At 55.7% G+C, this 18,795-nt stretch carries 17 protein-coding genes; 7 read left to right on the forward strand and 10 right to left on the reverse strand.

Features of this window, described 5'->3' with window-relative positions; all coding sequences use genetic code 11:
- Positions 1 to 2: 2 nt before the first annotated feature.
- A complete protein-coding gene (locus CSC3H3_RS06335) occupies positions 3 to 845 on the forward strand; it encodes an EipB family protein (RefSeq protein ID WP_245881305.1) in 843 nt (280 codons plus the stop codon).
- Between the two features lie 139 nt (positions 846 to 984).
- Here the strand turns inward: CSC3H3_RS06335 and CSC3H3_RS06340 are convergent, their stop codons facing one another.
- Positions 985 to 1,302, reverse strand: coding sequence for an ArsR/SmtB family transcription factor (locus CSC3H3_RS06340; RefSeq protein ID WP_101269498.1), 318 nt, complete (start codon positions 1,300 to 1,302; stop codon positions 985 to 987).
- A 475-nt stretch (positions 1,303 to 1,777) separates the two neighbouring features.
- Here CSC3H3_RS06340 and CSC3H3_RS06345 point away from each other — a divergent pair, with 475 nt between their 5' ends.
- From CSC3H3_RS06345 to dxs, 5 genes are all read left to right on the forward strand, one after another.
- Positions 1,778 to 2,707, forward strand: coding sequence for a histone deacetylase family protein (locus CSC3H3_RS06345; protein WP_101286129.1), 930 nt, complete (start codon positions 1,778 to 1,780; stop codon positions 2,705 to 2,707).
- A 124-nt stretch (positions 2,708 to 2,831) separates the two neighbouring features.
- A complete protein-coding gene (locus CSC3H3_RS06350) occupies positions 2,832 to 3,089 on the forward strand; it encodes an exodeoxyribonuclease VII small subunit (RefSeq protein ID WP_101269502.1) in 258 nt (85 codons plus the stop codon).
- 77 nt (positions 3,090 to 3,166) lie between these two features.
- Positions 3,167 to 4,006, forward strand: a complete 840-nt coding sequence (locus CSC3H3_RS06355; protein ID WP_101286130.1) for a polyprenyl synthetase family protein — start codon at positions 3,167 to 3,169, stop codon at positions 4,004 to 4,006.
- A 26-nt stretch (positions 4,007 to 4,032) separates the two neighbouring features.
- Positions 4,033 to 4,995, forward strand: coding sequence for an alpha/beta hydrolase family protein (locus tag CSC3H3_RS06360; protein WP_101284316.1), 963 nt, complete (start codon positions 4,033 to 4,035; stop codon positions 4,993 to 4,995).
- Between the two features lie 131 nt (positions 4,996 to 5,126).
- Positions 5,127 to 7,043 (forward strand): 1-deoxy-D-xylulose-5-phosphate synthase, encoded by a 1,917-nt coding sequence (dxs, locus tag CSC3H3_RS06365; protein WP_101284317.1) that lies wholly within the window; start codon positions 5,127 to 5,129, stop codon positions 7,041 to 7,043.
- A 119-nt stretch (positions 7,044 to 7,162) separates the two neighbouring features.
- On the opposite strand, the gene CSC3H3_RS06370 is transcribed toward dxs, so the two are convergent.
- From CSC3H3_RS06370 to CSC3H3_RS06385, 4 genes are all read right to left on the reverse strand, one after another.
- Complete coding sequence (locus CSC3H3_RS06370) at positions 7,163 to 9,385, reverse strand: TonB-dependent receptor (RefSeq protein ID WP_157831850.1); 2,223 nt, start codon at positions 9,383 to 9,385, stop codon at positions 7,163 to 7,165.
- A gap of 310 nt (positions 9,386 to 9,695) precedes the next feature.
- Positions 9,696 to 10,478, reverse strand: a complete 783-nt coding sequence (locus CSC3H3_RS06375; protein ID WP_101284319.1) for a glucose 1-dehydrogenase — start codon at positions 10,476 to 10,478, stop codon at positions 9,696 to 9,698.
- A 75-nt stretch (positions 10,479 to 10,553) separates the two neighbouring features.
- Positions 10,554 to 11,504: a zinc-dependent alcohol dehydrogenase family protein gene (locus CSC3H3_RS06380; protein WP_101284320.1), complete on the reverse strand. Its 951-nt coding sequence runs from the start codon at positions 11,502 to 11,504 to the stop codon at positions 10,554 to 10,556.
- 134 nt (positions 11,505 to 11,638) lie between these two features.
- Positions 11,639 to 12,625 carry a quinone oxidoreductase family protein gene (locus CSC3H3_RS06385; protein WP_245881306.1) on the reverse strand — a complete coding sequence of 329 codons (987 nt, stop codon included), beginning with the start codon at positions 12,623 to 12,625 and terminating at the stop codon, positions 11,639 to 11,641.
- Positions 12,626 to 12,658: 33 nt separating this feature from the next.
- Here CSC3H3_RS06385 and CSC3H3_RS24385 point away from each other — a divergent pair, with 33 nt between their 5' ends.
- The gene (locus CSC3H3_RS24385; protein WP_157831851.1) at positions 12,659 to 12,814 is read left to right on the forward strand and encodes a hypothetical protein; all 156 of its coding nucleotides are present in this window, start codon (positions 12,659 to 12,661) and stop codon (positions 12,812 to 12,814) included.
- On the opposite strand, the gene CSC3H3_RS06390 is transcribed toward CSC3H3_RS24385, so the two are convergent.
- The 5 genes from CSC3H3_RS06390 to dctP form a co-directional block, all read right to left on the reverse strand.
- Positions 12,795 to 14,321, reverse strand: coding sequence for a malonate--CoA ligase (locus tag CSC3H3_RS06390; protein WP_101284321.1), 1,527 nt, complete (start codon positions 14,319 to 14,321; stop codon positions 12,795 to 12,797). The genes CSC3H3_RS24385 and CSC3H3_RS06390 overlap by 20 nt on opposite strands.
- A gap of 6 nt (positions 14,322 to 14,327) precedes the next feature.
- On the reverse strand, positions 14,328 to 15,650 hold the full coding sequence (locus CSC3H3_RS06395) for a malonyl-CoA decarboxylase (protein WP_101269516.1): 1,323 nt from the start codon (positions 15,648 to 15,650) through the stop codon (positions 14,328 to 14,330).
- Positions 15,650 to 16,969 (reverse strand): TRAP transporter large permease, encoded by a 1,320-nt coding sequence (locus CSC3H3_RS06400; RefSeq protein ID WP_101269518.1) that lies wholly within the window; start codon positions 16,967 to 16,969, stop codon positions 15,650 to 15,652. Before CSC3H3_RS06400 ends, CSC3H3_RS06395 begins: the two co-directional genes overlap by 1 nt.
- A gap of 12 nt (positions 16,970 to 16,981) precedes the next feature.
- Positions 16,982 to 17,680, reverse strand: coding sequence for a TRAP transporter small permease (locus tag CSC3H3_RS06405; protein WP_101284322.1), 699 nt, complete (start codon positions 17,678 to 17,680; stop codon positions 16,982 to 16,984).
- 70 nt (positions 17,681 to 17,750) lie between these two features.
- Positions 17,751 to 18,758 carry a TRAP transporter substrate-binding protein DctP gene (gene dctP / locus CSC3H3_RS06410; protein WP_101269522.1) on the reverse strand — a complete coding sequence of 336 codons (1,008 nt, stop codon included), beginning with the start codon at positions 18,756 to 18,758 and terminating at the stop codon, positions 17,751 to 17,753.
- Positions 18,759 to 18,795 lie beyond the last annotated feature (37 nt).

Here is an 18,795-nt window from a genome sequence, read left to right on the forward strand (position 1 = left end):
ATTTGCCAAACATAATGCGAAATGCGGCAGGCCGTTATGCAACAATTGCGGCCGCGGTGGTATTGGGGGCTGCGCTGGGTGGTTGTAGCGCACAGGCAGGACCTTCACCGGCGGCAAATGGTCTGGTTTCGCATGTCGCGGAATATCGGCTGCGCCTGATTTCGACCAGCGCGAACAGTTCGGTTATTGCTGCGCGCGGGGCATTTGGCTTCCGGTTTGAAAAGGTCTGTGACGGCTGGATTTCGGAATTGCGCAATTCGCTGATTTTGCAGGGGCCGCAGGGAAGTGCGATCAATTCATCCTACAGCATGACCCAGTGGGAAGATTTCGCGGCAAAACATTACCGGTTCCGTGTGCGTGATTTTCAGGATGGTTACCTGACCGACGAGGTAAACGGCAACGCCGAACGCCAGGATGACAAGGTTGTCGTGCATTACGAAAAACCGGTTGATGTCACCGAAGAACTGCCTGTTGATACCCTGTTTCCGACCCAGCATTCCATCAAACTGTTGCAGCATGCCATTGATGGCGATGTCTTTGCCAGCGACCGGGTTTTTGATGGCGGGGGCGATACACCGACCTATCAGATTTCAGCCGTTGTCTCCGGCGCGATGGATGCGGACAATAAGGCACGCGATGAAAACCATATCGCAGACAAGCCGTTTCACCGCATCAGCATGGCGTTTTTCCCGATTGATAGCGACGATGACCGCCCGGCTTATGAAATGTCGATTGATTACGGCAAAAACGGCGTTGCCCAGGGGCTGGTGCAAAATTACGGCGATTTCAAATTGCAGGGTGATCTGATCCGCGTGCGCGAATTGCCTGCGCCGCAATGTGATTAAAGGGCTTTAAGCTGCCCGTGATCGGGTCGGCATGTGCGACCCGCCATATGGGGCAGGCAGATGATCAAATAAAATGGCCTGCCGCATCCCGATGACGGCAGGCCATTTCTTTTATGCCTGGGATGCGCGCATGCCCGTTTTATGCGACGTCACTTTCCTCTGTGTCGATGCAGTAAAGCTCGTAGAGGGTTTTGATAACGCGGATGGCTTCATCACCGTGCAGGGAATAATAGATTGTCTGTGCTTCGCGCCGCGTCTTGACCAACTGGTCCCGCCGCAATCTGGCAAGATGCTGGGAAAGCGCAGACTGGCTGAGCCCGATGATCCGTTCAAGTTCACCCACGGATCGCTCGCCATTATGCAACTGGCACAGGATCATTAACCGGCTCTGGTTGCTCATAGCTTTGAGAAGCCCACTAGCCCGTTCGGCCTGTTGTTCTAGTTCTTTTATTTCCATTTGCCTCACTTCATCCCGGATTTACTCCCGGTTGCGAAAGTGTGATAGTTTACCCCGCTATCACAGATGAGACTATGCTCATTTTTTCACAACCATGGCGTTTTATAGACTTATGGGGATAAGCGCAATCCCGTACGCGCTGAAAATGCTGTTCTAAAGTATCGTCTTTTACCTGTTTGAGCAGGTGCCACCTGCGAATTGGGAATTTTGACATTATTTTACGGCCATTTCCGGAAAACTGTCAAAATTGGACTTTGGTAGAGTTTATTTGCAGTTGCGTGTGGTCTATGCCAGGGCAGGTTACGCCAAACGGCGCAATGAAGGGTTAAATTGCAATCGTTTCTTCGTTGCGTCAACCCAAGTGTTACGTAAGGTTACAAGAAGCCGCGCCTGTGGCGACATGCCGCAGGTGAATGCCCGTGTGATGTGCACATATGCAGGGGCAGGCACAAAAAACGGGAGGCAGCAGACAGAAATGGCAACATTGTTTGTCACGCATCGGGCCTGTATCGAACATGATCCGGGGCCTGGCCACCCCGAACAGCCAGACCGCCTGCGGGTGATCCAGCGTGTGCTGGAGGCCGAGGAATTCATGTTCCTGCATCGGGAGGAGGCCACGCGCGCCGATATCGACCTGATCAAAAAGGTGCATGACCCGGCCTATGTGGACCGTATTTTTGCCGCCATCCCGGCCAAGGGCGAAATATCGCTTGATGGCGATACCTATATTTCACCGGCATCGGGCGAGGCGGCCCTGCGTGCGGCAGGGGGCGCATGTGTTGCCGTGGATGCGGTGATGCAGGGCCACGAACGCAATGCCTTTGTCGGGGTGCGCCCGCCCGGTCACCATGCCGAATATGAACGCGCAATGGGCTTTTGCCTGTTTAACAATGCGGCGGTGGCAGCCCATTATGCGCGCGAAAAATACGGCATCAAACGGGTGGCGGTGATGGATTTCGACGTGCATCACGGCAATGGCACCCAGGACCTGTTTTATCACGACCCGGACCTTTTTTATTGTTCGACACATCAATGGCCGCTTTACCCCGGCACGGGTGATCCGATGGATCGGGGCTGCGCAAATAACATTCTTAACGTTGCGCTTTCCGCCGGGGCGGCAACGGCCGAGCTGCAAACGGCCTTTCAGGATTATGTCATTCCGGGGCTGACGGGGTTTGCACCGGAGCTTCTGATAATCTCGGCGGGTTTTGATGCCCATCGCAATGACCCGCTGGCGGGATTGTCGCTGGTGGAAAGCGATTTTACCTGGATGACCGAACAGCTTTTGGCAGTGGCGGCCCAATGCTGCGAGAACCGGGTCGTGTCGATTCTGGAAGGCGGGTATGATTTGCCGTCGCTGGCATCCTCGGTGCTCGCACATGTGCGTGCCCTGATGATGGGATAATATCGCGCCGATATCGCGTGTTTGGGTGCAATTGGCGTGTTACGCGAAAAGAACGGCAGGGCTTTGTGTTGCCCTGCTGTTTCCTTGCGCGTAAACTCCGCCCAGCCAATAAAAAGGAGCAAACATGTCGGACGCAAATCCTGTAATACCCGAAGATATCGCCAAACTGAGCTTTGAGGAGGCCCTGGGCCAGCTTGAAAATCTGGTGCGGCAGCTTGAACAGGGGCAGGTGGGCCTTGATGACGCGATTGCATCCTATGAACGTGGGGCCGCGTTAAAGCGTCATTGCGCTGACAAATTGCGGGCTGCTGAAGAACGCATCGAAAAGATTACCCTGGGTGCCGATGGCCGCCCAAGCGCAACAGCTACCGAAATCGAATAACCACATTCAAGGCGGAGTCCCAGGTGAGCTATGACCTGATTTCTGCGCTGGGAGAGGCTTCTGCCGATCTTGGCGACATGCTTGACAAGATCCTGCCCCGTCCCGATGGACAGATTGAAGAACGCCTGTTTGAAGCCATGCGGTATTCCACCATGGGCGAAGGCAAACGGCTGCGCCCGTTTCTGGTGATGGCATCGTCCGGGCTGTTTAAAGTTTCGCGGACATCGGCATTGCGCGTGGCCGCCGCGATTGAAATGGTCCATACCTATTCGCTGATCCATGATGATCTGCCTGCCATGGATAATGACGATTTGCGTCGCGGCAAGCCGAGCTGCCACAAGCAGTTTGACGAGGCAACCGCCATACTGGCCGGTGATGCCCTGCTGACCCAGGCATTTGAAGTGCTGGCTGATGAAGAAACCCACCCTGATCCGCGTGTCTGCACCCAGCTTGTGCGTGCCATGGCGCGCGCGGCAGGCCCTTACGGCATGGTGGGCGGACAGATGATTGATCTGGCCGGCGAAGGGAAAAGCCTGAGCGAAACACAGGTAACGCATTTGCACCTGCTGAAAACCGGGCGCATGTTTGCCTTTGCCTGCGAAGCCGGGGCGATTTTGGGCAAAGCCCCCACCAGCATGCGTATGGGGCTTCGGGCCTATGCCCATGACATGGGCCTTGCCTTCCAGATCAAGGATGACCTGCTCGATGTGGAAGCCAGCAGCGATGATTTGGGCAAAACCGCAGGCAAGGATGCCGAGCAGGAAAAATCCACCTATGTAAAGCTTTTGGGCCTGGAACAGGCGCGCGAGCAGGCACAGATGCTGTGTGATCAGGCCATTCATCATCTTGATGCGTTTGATGGCGAGGCAGAACCGCTTCGTGCCGTTGCCCGCTTTGTGATTGATCGCAAACGTTAAGCAAAGCGCGGATTGAAGGCGGATCAATGCCCGATACACAGGATAAGCCCGCCTATAGTGCAGGTTTTCGCGACCGGATTTTTGACAAGGATCCGTTCCCGCTGGCTTTGTGGTACCCGGCTGTGGGCGAGGAAACACCCGTTCGCCATATGGGGGTTGCCAGCAAGGTCGCCCGCAATGCCGAATTTGCGCTAGGTGGGCCGTTTCCGCTGGTGATCATTTCGCATGGTTCGGAAGGGCACCGTTTTGTGCATTTCTGGCTGGCGGAACATCTGGCGCGACGCGGCTATATTGTTGCCGCCCCCCAGCATGAAGGCGACAATTACATTGATGCCGGTGATGCTCGGTCGCTGACCATTATCGAACGGCGCCCGTTCGAGGTAAGCCAGGCGCTGGATTTGATTTTGGCGCGCGAGGATATCGCCCCGCATATCGATCAAGGCCGCATTACCGCCCTTGGCCATTCGGCTGGTGGGGCAACGGTTTTGAAACTGGCAGGCTGGCAGTTTGATGCCGGGGAATGGCAGCGTTATTGCGAGATCAACCACGAATCTGATCGCGTGATTTGCGAATTTGTACCTGGCGACCATGATTTGAACCGCCTGGCTGGCAGCCACGGTGCCCCGATTGTACCGGCACGCGATGGGCGGATATCGGCCATCATTGCCATTGCACCGGCCTTTGGTGTGGCGGCAACCCCGGCGGGGTTTGAAGGTGTGGATATTCCCATGCTGGTGATCGAGGCGGATACTGATGAAGTGTTGCTGCATGATGTTAACGCTGCCCGCTTTCGCGAATTATTGCGCGGCAGGGCCCGTTTTGTGCGGGTAAAGGGGGCCGGGCATTATTCGTTTTTGCCGCCCTGTACGGAATATATTGCGCAAAATTTTCCGCATTTGTGCCGGGATTTTGGCCGGGAAAGACACCAGATCCATGACAGCGTAAAGCAGCTTGTTGCGCACTTTTTGGATCGTGTTCACGCGGGCTGATTTTGGCGCAATTTCGGGGTCGCTAATTTTGTGCAACCCCGCTATTTTACGCCCCTTGCAATGGGATCACCAAAGCGTCACCCTGTTGTCATGAAATTCAACGCTGAGAGAACACAAAAATCGAGTTCGGCATGACCACCTCCAAGACCCCGCTGCTTGACACTGTTACGATCCCGTCAGACCTGCGCAAGTTGCAGCCAGCCCAATTGCGCCAGCTTGCCGATGAATTGCGACAGGAAACCATTGATGCCGTCTCGGTCACCGGGGGGCATCTGGGGGCTGGGCTGGGTGTGGTCGAATTGACCGTTGCCATCCATTACCTGTTTGATACCCCGCATGACCGGGTGATCTGGGATGTGGGGCACCAGTGCTATCCGCATAAAATTCTGACCGGGCGGCGCGACCGTATTCGCACCCTGCGTCAGGGTGGCGGTCTTTCCGGTTTTACCAAACGTTCGGAATCCGAATATGACCCGTTTGGTGCGGGCCATAGCTCAACCTCAATTTCGGCGGGTCTGGGCATGGCAGTTGCCAACCAGCTATCGGATGACAAACGCAAAAACGTGATTGCCGTGATCGGCGATGGTGCGATGAGTGCGGGTATGGCCTATGAAGCCATGAACAATGCTGCGGCCACCGATCAGCGCCTGATTGTGATTTTGAACGACAATGACATGTCGATTGCCCCGCCGGTAGGCTCCATGTCGGGGTATCTGTCCCGTCTGATTTCGGGCAAAAGTTACCAGGGCTTGCGCAATGCGGCCAAGGGCCTGACCAAACATCTGCCCCGCCAGATCGAGGAAGCCGCCCGCAAGATTGAAGAATATACCCGTGGCATGATGACCGGGGGCACCCTGTTTGAAGAAATGGGTTTCTTCTATGTCGGGCCGATTGACGGGCATAATCTGGATCATTTGCTGCCGGTTCTGAAAAATGTACGCGATGCCGACCTTGATGGTCCGATCCTGATCCACGCTGTGACGCAGAAGGGCAAGGGCTATGCCCCGGCGGAACATGCGGCGGACAAATATCATGGCGTTGCCAAGTTTGACGTGGTGACGGGCAAGCAGGCCAAGCCGACCCCCAATGCACCATCCTACACTAAGGTTTACGGTGAAACGCTGGTCAAGCTGGGCCAGAAGGATGAAAAGGTAACGGCGATTACCGCTGCCATGCCGTCAGGCACGGGGGTTAACCTGTTTGCTGATGCGTTCCCGGAACGCTCCTTTGATGTGGGGATTGCCGAACAGCATGCCGTAACCTTTGCTGCCGGTATGGCATGCGAAGGCTACAAACCGTTTTGCACCATTTATTCCACCTTCCTGCAGCGCGGTTATGACCAGCTGGTGCATGATGTGGTGGTCCAGAACCTGCCGGTGCGTTTCGCACTGGACCGGGCCGGTCTGGTGGGGGCGGATGGGGCAACCCATGCCGGGGCCTATGACCTGGCCTATCTGGGATGTTTGCCCAATATCGTGCTGATGGCCCCGGCGGATGAAGCCGAACTGGTCCATATGACCACCACGGCCTGGGCCATTGATGACCGCCCCAGCGCGTTTCGTTATCCGCGCGGCGAAGGTGTGGGTGTTGAACTGCCTGCCGAAGGCCAGGTTCTGGAAATTGGCAAGGGGCGCGTTTTGCGCGAAGGCAGCAAGATTGCCATTCTGTCTTACGGTACCCGCCTTGCTGAATCCCTTTCTGCGGCCGAGGATCTGGCTGCACGTGGCCTTTCAACCACGGTGGCCGATGCCCGCTTTGCCAAGCCGCTGGATGGCGAGCTGATTGAAAAGCTGGCACGCAACCACGAAGTGCTGATTACGATCGAAGAAGGGTCGATTGGCGGCTTTGGTGCGCTGGTATTGCAGCATATGGCAGGGCATGGCCTGCTGGATCTGGGCCTGAAGGTTCGGACCATGACTTTGCCTGATACGCTGCTTGATCATGACAAACCCGAAAAACAATATGCCGAAGCAGGGCTTGATGCTGCCGCAATTGTCAGCACCGCACTGGCAGCATTGGGCCTCGATGAAAGCAAGGCACGGGCCTGATTTTAAGTTATCCCATGGCCTGATTGGCCGTTGGCAAACACCTATCGCGCACATAAAAACGCCACCCGGTTTTTCGGGTGGCGTTTTGTTTTTGGGTGCTGTGCCTGTTGGCAGGGTGATCAGAAATCAACCGTCAGCGAAAGTTTGGCCGTCAGCGGTGCGCCCATGGTCAGATACCCGCCATTGGCCGATGCCCAATAATCGTTATTGGTGACGTTTTCGACATTGGCCCGCATGGTAACCGGATAATTGCCAAGTTCGGTTTCATAACGTGCGCCAAGGTCAAGGCGCGTCCAGGACGGAATTTCAAGGGTATTGGCGGCATCGGCATATTGTGATGCCGTGTGGATGACGCGGGCATTGACCGTCGCCCCGTGAAGGAACGGCAAATCATATTCCACGCCCAGTTTTGCAACATAGTCGGGCACGGCGATGGGGCTGTTGCCATTGTTGGTGCCGTTTTGGGTGTCGGTCAGCTGGGCATCCAGCAGGGTGACGCCGCCCAGAATACGTGTGCCTTCAACCGGCTCGCCAAATATCTGAAGTTCCAGCCCACGGTTGCGCTGTTCGCCATCGGCGGCAAATGTGTTGCTGGCATTTTTATAGGCCGACGGCTTTTCGATCTGGAACAGGGCGATGCTGCCGCCAATGGTGCCGTAATCGGCTTTGACGCCGATTTCATATTGTTCGGACGTGTAGGGGGCAAGCTGTTCGCTGGGGTTGGTCAGGGTCGGGTCCGAACCGGCAGAGGGGGCCGTTTCACCCGGCGAAAGTGATTCCATGTAATTGGCATAGACAGAGACCTGTTCGGTCACGTTTCCGACGACACCAAACATCGGCGTGTATTCATCGGCGCTGTAATTGATGGTGCGCGCACCACTGGTCAGGTCGAACTGCCGTGTGGTGACGGACTGGCGACGAACTCCGGCGGTAAAATGAACGCGGTCATCAAGGAAGCTAAGCGTATCGGCAAGGAAATAGCTGGTCAGGTCGTTGGTGTTACGCAGGCCGGGATCGTTCAGATCGCCGGTGGCTGCCCCCAGTGCCGGATAGGATGACGGCGTTTCGCCATAGATATTGCCGCTGTTCCGAGCAAAACCGCTGGCAAAGGCCCAAGCCTGGTGGCTTTTGCTCCACATGCCCGATGCGCCAACATTAAGCTCGTGTGAAATATCGAGTGTATCGAATTTCACCCGTGCGCCGCCCATGGCACTGTTGGTGGTATCCTCACGCACGATATAGGAGCTGCTGTAGCTCATGGTGCCATCGGTGCCATCAATCCGCGAGGTGGAATAAATACCGGATTCTTCCATATGGCGCGTGCCAATGGCGGCATAGCCCATCACATTTTCGCTGAAATCATGTTCAACGCGGCCCTGGACAAAATCATCCTGCAGGTCGGCCCAGGTGCCATCGGCGTTAAAATTATGGGATGCAGACGGGGCATCGGGGATCGCAGTCAGTGCGCTGTTCAGCGTGATCGAGGTGCGGCCATGATCGGTGTTTTTTTCGTTATGGCCGCTATCGATGGTGATGCGGGTGTCGTCGCCGCGATAGTCAAATGACAGGGCACCAGCGATGGTTTCGCGTTCTTCATCATCAATCGCTGTTTCGCCGTCGCTGTATTTCAGATTGGCGCGGATGCCAAACTGGTTGTCCTTGCCAAAACGGCGGCCCACATCAAGGTGGGTGCCAACTTCGCTATCCATGCCATAGGTCGTGGTCAGGCTGGTAATTGGCGTGTCAGTGGCGCGCTTGGGCACCAGGTTAATGGCCCCGCCAATGCCGCTGCCGCCCGGTGACATCCCGTTGATAAAGCCCGATGCGCCCTTGGTGACTTCGACACGATCATACATCGATACATCGACAAGCTGGCGCGGTGCCGTGCCATACAGGCCATCAAGCGAAACATCATCGCCATCAAGCACAAAACCGCGGATCATGTAACGGTCGCCCGACCCGCCATAGCTGTAGGATGTGACAACGCCGGGGTCATTATCGACCACATCGGCAATGGTATCGGCCTGCTGGTCCTTGATCAGTTTTTCGGTATAGGACGATGTGTTGATTGCCGTATCAAGCGTATCCTTGTTCCCCAGAATACCGGCACGCCCGCCGGTGGCAACCTGGCCGCCCGCATAGACGGGTGGGGTGGGATCGCCGGCTTCCTGCGCTGCCTGGCCTTCGATGGTGATCGGTTCAAGTTCGATGGTCTGGTCATCGGACTTCTGGGTGGTTTTGGTTTCCTGTGCAGAAACACTGACCGAAGAAAGTGCAAGCAGACTTGCCGATGCCAGCAAAGCCAACCCGAACGGGCTGCGGCATTTCGCAGAAAGTGACATATCGATTCCCCAAGAATTTTGCGCAGATCCGTGATCTGCAAAACTGCCCTCCGATATCATTATTAATAATCAATCGCAATGATAATGATCATGATTATCAATAGCGATATAAAAGTTCAGTTTTGCAATTTGCCGTTTCAGCAAAACAAAACCTGCGCGTGTAATATTTGGGATTTTTCGGGGATGTTGCGCCTTATGCGGGTATTTTTCCCGTGCTTATGCCAAAAGGCTGGCAAAGGCATTCCTTCGCCAGTCCGATGCTGAAACTGCGAATTTGAAATATTGCGAACGAGTCGCAGATATGCGGGGGTCAGTCCTGATAGATCATTTTATGGGTCATGCCGCCATCAATGCGCAGCGTCTCGCCGGTGATAAAGCCGGACTTTTCCCCATCAAGCAAAAAGGCAACCGCATTGGCAATGTCCGCCGGGATACCCACACGCCCGGCGGGGTGCTGGTTTTTATCCTGTTCGCTATGGGCGGGTGTTGTGCGCCGGGATGATTTTTTCCAATCGCCAACCTCGATCCAGCCCGGTGCAATGGCATTAACGCGCACCGCGCCTGCAAGGCTGACAGCCATCGCATGGGTCAGGGCAACAATACCGCCTTTGGTCGCGGCATAGGCTTCGCTATCTGCTTCGGACTGAAAGGCGCGGGTCGAGGATATATTCACAATCGCCCCGCGGCTTTTGCGCAAATGCTGGGTCGCATGTTTGGCCGCCAGAAACACCCCCCCCAGATTGACATTGATCACGCGCTGCCAGTCATCCCAGTCCAGATGTTCAAATGACCCGTTATGGGGATTGGCGATACCGGCATTGTTAACCAACCCGTCAATGCGACCAAAGCGGTCAATGGTGCGCTGAACGGCGATGGCGATATCCTTTTCACTGGCAACGTCACCGGCAAAAAACAGGCACTTTTCGCGCAAGTCTTCATCAAGGGCGTCCATCGCCTCGCGCCCGGCTTCTTCATCCAGATCGAACATCATCACCTTCCAGCCCGCATCAAGAAGATGGCGACTGATGCCAAGCCCCAGGCCCTGTGCGCCACCGGTTACAAAGGCAACGCGGGGGTGATGTGTGTCGGTCATGAAGATGTCCTTTCAAATGTCGGGCGGGCAGGAAGGATCGAAAACAGGCAAAGAAAATACTGCCACACCATGAATTCAGAATTGCAGCACCGGTTTTTCCAAACGCCCCGGCTGATTGAAATAGGTAATGGCATCTTTCCAGTCTGCCAGGTCAAAAACGGCGATGGGCGGCAGGGTTGCGTCACGCAGCAGCGGCCAAAGGTTTGTGAACCAGTCCTGCCATTTTTGCGCCGAAACGGTTTCAAGCCGGTCACGGATATGAAAACGCTGAATGCGGGCCTGGGCATTTTCCGGCAGGGCAAATAGCTGCCCCGATAACAGGCCATAGGATACCAGGATGCTTCCGGCGGGCATGTGGGCCAGTAAATGGCGGGCAAGATCACCACCAACGGCATCAAATACAAGATCGGCTTTGCCCGCAGCGTTGGTAAGTGCGGCTTCGCTGGCCATATCAATGGCATCGGCACCAAGGGCGGTAATACCGGCCTTGCGCGACGGGCTGCGATAAATACCGCACACCGATGCCGCACCCTGTGCCAGTGCCCACTGCATCAGCAACCCGGCGCAGGATGATCCCGCTGCCGTGATCACGACGTTTTTGTCCTTCACCGGCCAAAGATCAAGCATCAGCCAGGCGGCAAGCGGGTTGATATAGCCGCGCAGGGCAATTTCATCGTCAATGTCATCGGGGACAGGCACCATCCAGGCCGGGTCCGCATCGACAAAATTTTGCCAGGTGCCATTGGCGCGAAGCGGTAATACACGTTGCCCCAGGCCAAAGGGGCAGGTGCTGCCGGTCGGGATTTCGGCAATCGTGCCCAGCCCTTCATACCCGGCAACAAGCGGTGGGGAAATACGGTGGCGATAGGCGCCGGTAATCGGGATCAGGTCAGACGGGTTAATGGGTGCCGCCATCATTTCGACCCGGACCAACCCCTGTTCCAGCGGGGCCAGTGGTGCGGATTTAAGGGATAGAACATCCACCGGCTCGCCAAATTGCCGATACCAAAGGGCCGAATTATTCATGTGAAATTGCCTGCTGCCAGAAGAGAATGCCGACCTTAATGCCTTTGGCAGATAACAGCCAGCCCGATCCCGTTTTTATGCTGCCTTTGGCGTAAAGGGGATCGGGCTGGTGATGGTTCAGGTTTTAACAGGCGTCAGGGAACCAGCAGGATCGCCCCGCTGGAAGACCGGCCTTCAGCCAGTTCGTGGGCGGCCGGGGCGTCTTCCAGGGCGAAGCGCGCACCGATCTGGACTTTGACAAAGCCACGGCCAATTGCATCAAACAGGTCGGCGGCATTGGCGCGGAAACGTTCAGGGTCGGCATTATGCGGGAAAACCGACGGACGGGTTAAAAACAGGCAACCCTTTTTATTAAGGATTTCCGGGGCAATTTCGGGTGCCGGGCCGGATGCCGCACCATAAAGCACCACCATGCCAAACGGTTGCGTCAGGTCCAGCGAATGCAGGAAGGTGTGTTTGCCAACCGAATCATAAACCACGCGGGCTTTGCGGCCCTCGGTTGCCTCCAGCAGTTTTTCAACCCAGTTTTCGCTGTGGTAATTAATGGCAATATCGCAGCCTGCGGCGCGTGCAATGGCGCATTTTTCATCCGATCCGGCCGTGCCAACCACAAATGCGCCCAATGCCTTGGCCCAGCCCGAAAGGATCTGGCCAACACCACCGGCAGCGGCATGCACAATTACCATGTCGCCGGGCTGAACCGGGCAGGTATGTTTCAGCAGATATTGCGCTGTCATGCCCTTGAAAATCGTGGCGGCGGCCTGTTCGTCCGACACATTGTCAGGCAGGGGCACCAGCTTGTCCGCACTGACATTGCGCATATCGGTATAGGCCCCAAGGCCCGCATTCATATAGGCCACCCGCATGCCAACCTTAAGGTCGGTAACGTCGCTGCCAACGGCTTCAATCACGCCGGCGGCTTCATGCCCAATCGGGCTGGGCAGGGAAAGCCGATAGGCACCGCTGCGCTGATAGACATCGATAAAGTTAAAACCAATGGCAGTTTGACGAACGCGGACGTCGTTCGGGCCGGGTTCGGCCAGGGGAATGGTTTTGACGGCCATGTTTTTGGCCGGGCCATGTTCATCGATCATGACCTGACGGGCTGTAAGCGAAGACATTGTTTTGTTCTCCACAGATAGGATGTTTCCGTAATGGGAGTATTCGACAGGATAAAAAGACGCCGGACAACAGCAATTGTTGACCGGCGCAGCAAGGTGAAGCAATTGGTCGGCAGCGGGGCGGCTTTTGCATGTCAAAAGCGCCTGCTGCTGGCAAATCACCGGGAGATCATTTTGTGCCGCCTGTGAAGGTATCGGCATATTCATTGCGCAATTGGGCCTTTTGGACCTTGCCCATCGTGTTGCGCGGCAGTTCATCAATTTTCCAGATGCGTTTGGGCACCTTGAATTTCGCCAGCTTGTCCTGGGTACGTTTGATCAGTTCCTGTTCATCAAACCCGGCGGCATTTGACGGGACGATAACCGCGGCAACCGCCTCGCCAAAATCGGGGTGCGGCAGGCCAAAGACGGCAACTTCGCCAACTTCGTCATAATCACCGATGATTTCTTCGACTTCCTTGGGATAGACGTTAAAGCCACCTGAAATGATCAAATCCTTGTCGCGGCCAACGATGGTGACATATCCATCATCGCCCAGCGTTGCGAGGTCGCCGGTAATAAAGAACCCATCGGCGCGGAATTCGGATGCGGTTTTTTCCGGCATCTGCCAGTAACCCTTGAACACATTGGGGCCGCGAACTTCCAGAACGCCAATTTCGCCATGTGGCAGGATATTGCCATCCTTGTCGCACACCCGGGCTTCAATGCCAGGCAGGGTCGGGCCAACGGCACCGGGGCGGCGTTCGCCATCCAGCGGGTTGGACGTGTTCATGCAGGTTTCGGTCATGCCATAACGTTCAAGGATCTTATGGCCGGTCCGTTCAAAGAACTGGTCGTGCGTTTCCGCCAGAAGCGGTGCCGAGCCAGAAACAAACAGCCGCATGTTTGATGTAACATCGCGCCCGAAACCCGAATGCGCCAGAAGACGGGTATAGAAGGTGGGAACCCCCATCAGAACGGTTGATTTCGGTAGACGTTCGATCACGTCATCAGCATCGAATTTGGATAGCAGGATGATCTTGCCGCCATTAAGCAGCATGATATTGACCGCAACAAACAGCCCGTGGGTGTGAAACAGCGGCAGGGCATGCAGCAACACGTCATCGGGGCGGAAACCCCACGCCTGATGCAGCGTCAGGGCATTCGATGTCAGGTTGCCATGGCTAAGCATAGCCCCCTTTGAACGGCCCGTTGTACCCGATGTATAAAGGATGGCTGCAATATCATCGCGGGTGACATCGGCAATATCGGTGCTGGCGGCGGCGGTGGCGGCCTCGTCATTTAAGGTGCCATCGCCATTGGTGCCAAGGGTCAGAACGGCGGCAACATCGTTTTTGCTGGCCAGGTCCCGGGATGTTTCAAGGCGGTCCGGGCGGCAAACAAAAACACGCGGTGCCGCATCACCCAGGAAATAGGCAATTTCATCGCCGGTATAGGCGGTATTCAGCGGCAGATGGATGGCACCCAGTTGCAGGCAGGCCAGATAAAGCGCGATCACATCGGATGATTTATCGACCTGAACGGCAACGCGGTCTCCCTTGATCACGCCTTTGGCGGCAAGAACGGTGGCATAGCGGCCGGTGCGGTCCAGCAGGCTGGCAAAGCTGACTTCTGAGCCATCATATTCAACCAGGAACGGGCGCGAACGATCGGCCGGGAACCGTTTGATAAATTCTAAAAGCAGATTTTCTGACATGGAAGGCTATCCTTGATTACCGGCAAGCTGCGAAACGGCACGCGACACGGCGATTTTACCGTCATTGACCAGCGATTCGTGGTTTCGTTCAATATCATCGAGATGATAGGCGTAGTTCACCATCAGCCCGCCAGACTGGCGCAGGCCCTTGGTCGAAATATCACCCATCCAGTTAAGCCGTTCGAGCCGCGCCCCATTGCCAAGATGGAATCGCGCGGTGGGGTCCAGCGGCGATTTGCCGCGTTTGGCATGGGCAAGATAACGGGCGCAAAGCTGCATGGTCGGCTTTTTAAGGGCTTCGGCACGCGCGGTATCGTTAACCCAGTTATCGTCTTCCATTGCAGTCAGGATATCGGCGGCCTGTTTTGCATCATCGGCCTTGGATTTTTGCCGCGTGCGCAACCAGCCCATAAAACCGGGAATGGGCGACAGGGTGGCAAACTGTTCAAGTTTGGGAAATTCGCGTTTAAGTTCCTCGACCACCTGTTTGATCAGGAAGTTGCCAAATGAAATGCCGCGAAGGCCGGTCTGGCAGTTGCTGATCGAATAGAAAATGGCGGTGTTGGCTTTGGTCTGGGCGGTTTCGTCAATTTCCGGTGCCAGCAGGGCCTGCACACTATCGGCCAGGCCATGAACCAGGGCGACTTCCACAAAAATCAGCGGGTCATCGGGCATGGCCGGATGGAAAAAGGCGAAACATTTGCGGTCATCGGCGAGGCGGCGGCGCAAATCATCCCAGCCCTGAATTTCATGTACCGCTTCATAACGGATCAGTTTTTCAAGAACCGATGCCGATGTTTCCCAGTCAATATGGCGCAGTTCCAGAAAACCACGGTTAAACCAGCTTGTCAGCAGGTGCTGCATATCCGCATTTAGCGGTTCAAGATGGCGGTTTTCCTTCAGCGCATTCAAAAGCGAATTGCGCATATCAACAATGGCGCGCGTGCCACCCGGTGCCATATTGATCCGGCGCAGCAATTCCTGGCGGGCTGGTTCCGATGCCTGGGTCAAGGCCGCAAGGTTGCTTTCATTGGGATCGGCCTTATAGGCATCCGATGCGGCAATAACAGCGGCCCGGTCGGCGGAAAATTCGTTCTGCATCATATTGAAAAAACGCAGATGGTCACTTTCCGCTAGGTTTTCCCAGCCACGCACCACTTCGCGGGCAAGGGCGGTGCCACGGGCTTCGCCCTTTTGCGACACCAGATCATGGCACAGCGTCGCCAGTCGCATGAACGGGTCCTGCGGGGCGCTTAGCGGCAGGTCAAGCAGCTCGCGCCCCCGGTCGGCGATGGATGAAATCCAGTTGCGAACAGAAATTCCAGACATTAGCGGCCTCCTCCGATCATGGCGTTGGGCAACCAGGTGGCAATTTCAGGGAATACACACAGGATGATGATGGCAACAAACATGCAGGCCACATAGGGCATTGCGCCTTTAAGAATGGTCTGCAGGCGGATATCCGGGGCGATGCCGTTAATGACATAAAGGTTCAGGCCAACCGGCGGGGTGATCAGGCCGATTTCCATATTGATCGTCAGGATCACGGCAAACCAGTAGGGGTCAAAACCGGCATTGATGATAACAGGCAGCAGGATCGGTGCCGACATCAGGATCACGGCAACCGGCGGCAGGAAAAAGCCGCTGATCAGCAGGAACACATTGATGAAAATCATCAATACCCAGCGATTGACATCCAGATCCGAAATCCAGTGGGCGATGGACTGCGTGATGAACAGGCTTGAAAGCATGTAGCTAAACAGGCCAGCCGCACCAATGATCAGCAGGATCATGACCGATTCACGGGTGGTATCACGCAGGATGTGCCACAGTTTGGAGGGCTGCCACATGCGGTAAACAACAACCGCCGTCAAAAGGCAGAACAGCGCGCCAACACCGGCTGTTTCCGAAGGTGTTGCCACCCCGCCATACAGGGCAAAAAGCACAGCGGCAATAATGACCAGGAAGGGCAGGATACGCGGCAGGATTTCAAACTTTTCTTTCCAGCTATAGGAAACCGATGCCAGCGCGGTGCCCGCATGGCCCTGACGCCAGGTAGAATAGATCGACCATGCCATGAAAAGTGCAGTCACCATCAGGCCCGGCATCAGACCAGCCAGAAACAGGCGGCCAATCGATGTTTCGGTGGAAATGCCATAAATGATCATGGTGACGCTGGGCGGAATCAGAATGCCAAGGGTGCCACCCGCAGCAATGGAACCTGATGCAACAGTATCGGGAAAGCCTCGTTCGCGCATGGCCGGAATGCCCATTTTGCCAATCGCCGCACAGGTTGCCGGTGACGAACCCGACAGCGCCGAAAAAATGGCACAGGCACCAAGGTTGGAAATGACCAGCCCGCCAGGAACGCGGGTAAGCCAGCGGTCCAGCGCGGAATAAAGGTCACCGCCAGCCCGCGACGAGGCCACAACCGCGCCCATCAGAATAAACATCGGAATGGCAAGAACTTCAAAACTGTCGAGTTTGCCAAACAGGATTTCGGGCAGAAGCGGCAGCGAGCTTGCGCCATCGAAAATCATGATAAAGCCGACACTGATGACCAGAAGGCCAATACCCACAGGGATGCCGGAAAAAAGAACAAGGGTGGTCGAGATGCCGACAAGGGCAGCAAGAAGCAGGGGATCCATCAGGTGCTCTCCTTATGCAGCGTCTTCGGGGATGTCAAAGGGCAGGGTCCGGTTGGTGACCAGCCCCAGGAAATCGGCCAGGAATTGCAGGAACAGCAGGCAAAAACCAATCGGCAGCGCGCTATAGGGTTTCCAGAGTGCGACACCCCAGACCGTTTCGGAACGCCAGCCACCATTGTAGGATTCAATCACCAGTTCGATGCCGTAAAAGCCAAACAGGCCGCTGATAGCCAGACCGAACAGAAGAATGATGACAGCAAGGATTTTGCGGTTGCTGCGTTTCAGATACATCGGCAGCAGATCGACATTGACGTGCCCGCGGATCATCTGGACATAGGGCAGGCCAACCAAGGTTGCGCCGATCATCAGGAAAATAACAGCTTCGGTTTGCCAGACGGTGGAAGCGTTCAACACGTAACGCATGTAAACAAGCTGGCAAATGATCAGCATGGCAATGGTAAACATGGCAGCCGACGCGGCACCGCATACCTTTGAAAGCATATGCACGCCGTGAATGAAGGCGCCAATCGCGCCGCCTTTGGGCGGGGTTGCCTGACTGCTTCGCGCCGATGTTTCATCTGGCAGCGGTTCGATATCAGGGGGCGGCGGAAACGCGGAATTCGAAGATTTGGTCTGCACAATCCGGGTACTCCCGTAGGGTTCGGGCATGTCAATCGGAAGCGACGGGGAATGGGGGGCGGCGTTGCTCACGCGTGGCCTCCTTATGCAATATTTCTTGTCGGAAAACCGGCGCCGCAAAGGATGCGGCGCCGGGACAACATCATTTTACCGACAGGGCGAGATCAAGCAGTTCCTGACCACCCGGGGTTTCCTTGACGAATTCGGCATAAGAGGTTTTCTTTGCCAGATCCTGCCATTTCTGGAAGTCTTCGTCGGTCAGATCGGCAATCTCAACGCCGTTATCCTTGAAAACCTTAACGCTGGTTTCGTCTTCCTTGCGGCCTTCCGCATCATAGAATGCTTCGGCTTTTTCGGCAGCAGCAGCAAGGGCTGCTTTCTGTGCGTCGTTCAGGGCGTCATAGCTTTTCTTCGACATCAGAACCGGCTGATACATGAACCACAGGGCATTGGCTCCTGCCGGGGTGTAGCATTTAACCTGTTCATAGATGCGATAGGAAACGAAGCTGGACGAGCTGGTATTGGTGGCATCAAGAACGCCGGTCTGCATCGCCGGATAGATTTCCGAGCTGGGCATTGCCGCGATGGATGCACCGGCACCCTGAAGCATCTGCTCGAAGGATTTGCCAGCCGCGCGGATCTGAAGGCCCTTTACGTCGTCCGGGGTGCGAATGCAGCCCTTGGTCGAGGCAAAACCACCGGCCAGCCAGCCATGGGCAACCGTGACAACACCGCTGTCATTGAGGATCTTTTCAAGGCGACCCATGAATTCGGATTTGTTCATGCGGTTGGCGTGATCATGGTTTTTGATCAGGGCCGGCATCAGGGTCAGGTTGAATTCAGGGTGGCGGCCACCGGCATAAGCCAGCGGATAGACGATCATGTCAAGCTGGCCACGTTCCATCGGGGTCCACTGTTCTTTGGCTTTGAACAGCGAGCCGGACGGGAAAATCTGGATTTCCAGATCAACATTGGCGGCTTTGACTTCGTTGGCGATGATTTCAGCAACTTTGTGACGGACGTCGCTGGTGGACCACTGGTGGGAAAGTTTCAGCGTGGTTGCCGATGCAATATTGGACATGCCAAAGGCGGTTGCTGCCATTGCGAGGGCGGCCACGGATGCTTTCAAAGACGAGTTAAAAATCTTCATCAAATCCTCCCGGATGAAGCTGCGTTTCGTTAAATCG

Source organism: Thalassospira marina, assembly GCF_002844375.1.
Taxonomy (GTDB): domain Bacteria; phylum Pseudomonadota; class Alphaproteobacteria; order Rhodospirillales; family Thalassospiraceae; genus Thalassospira; species Thalassospira marina.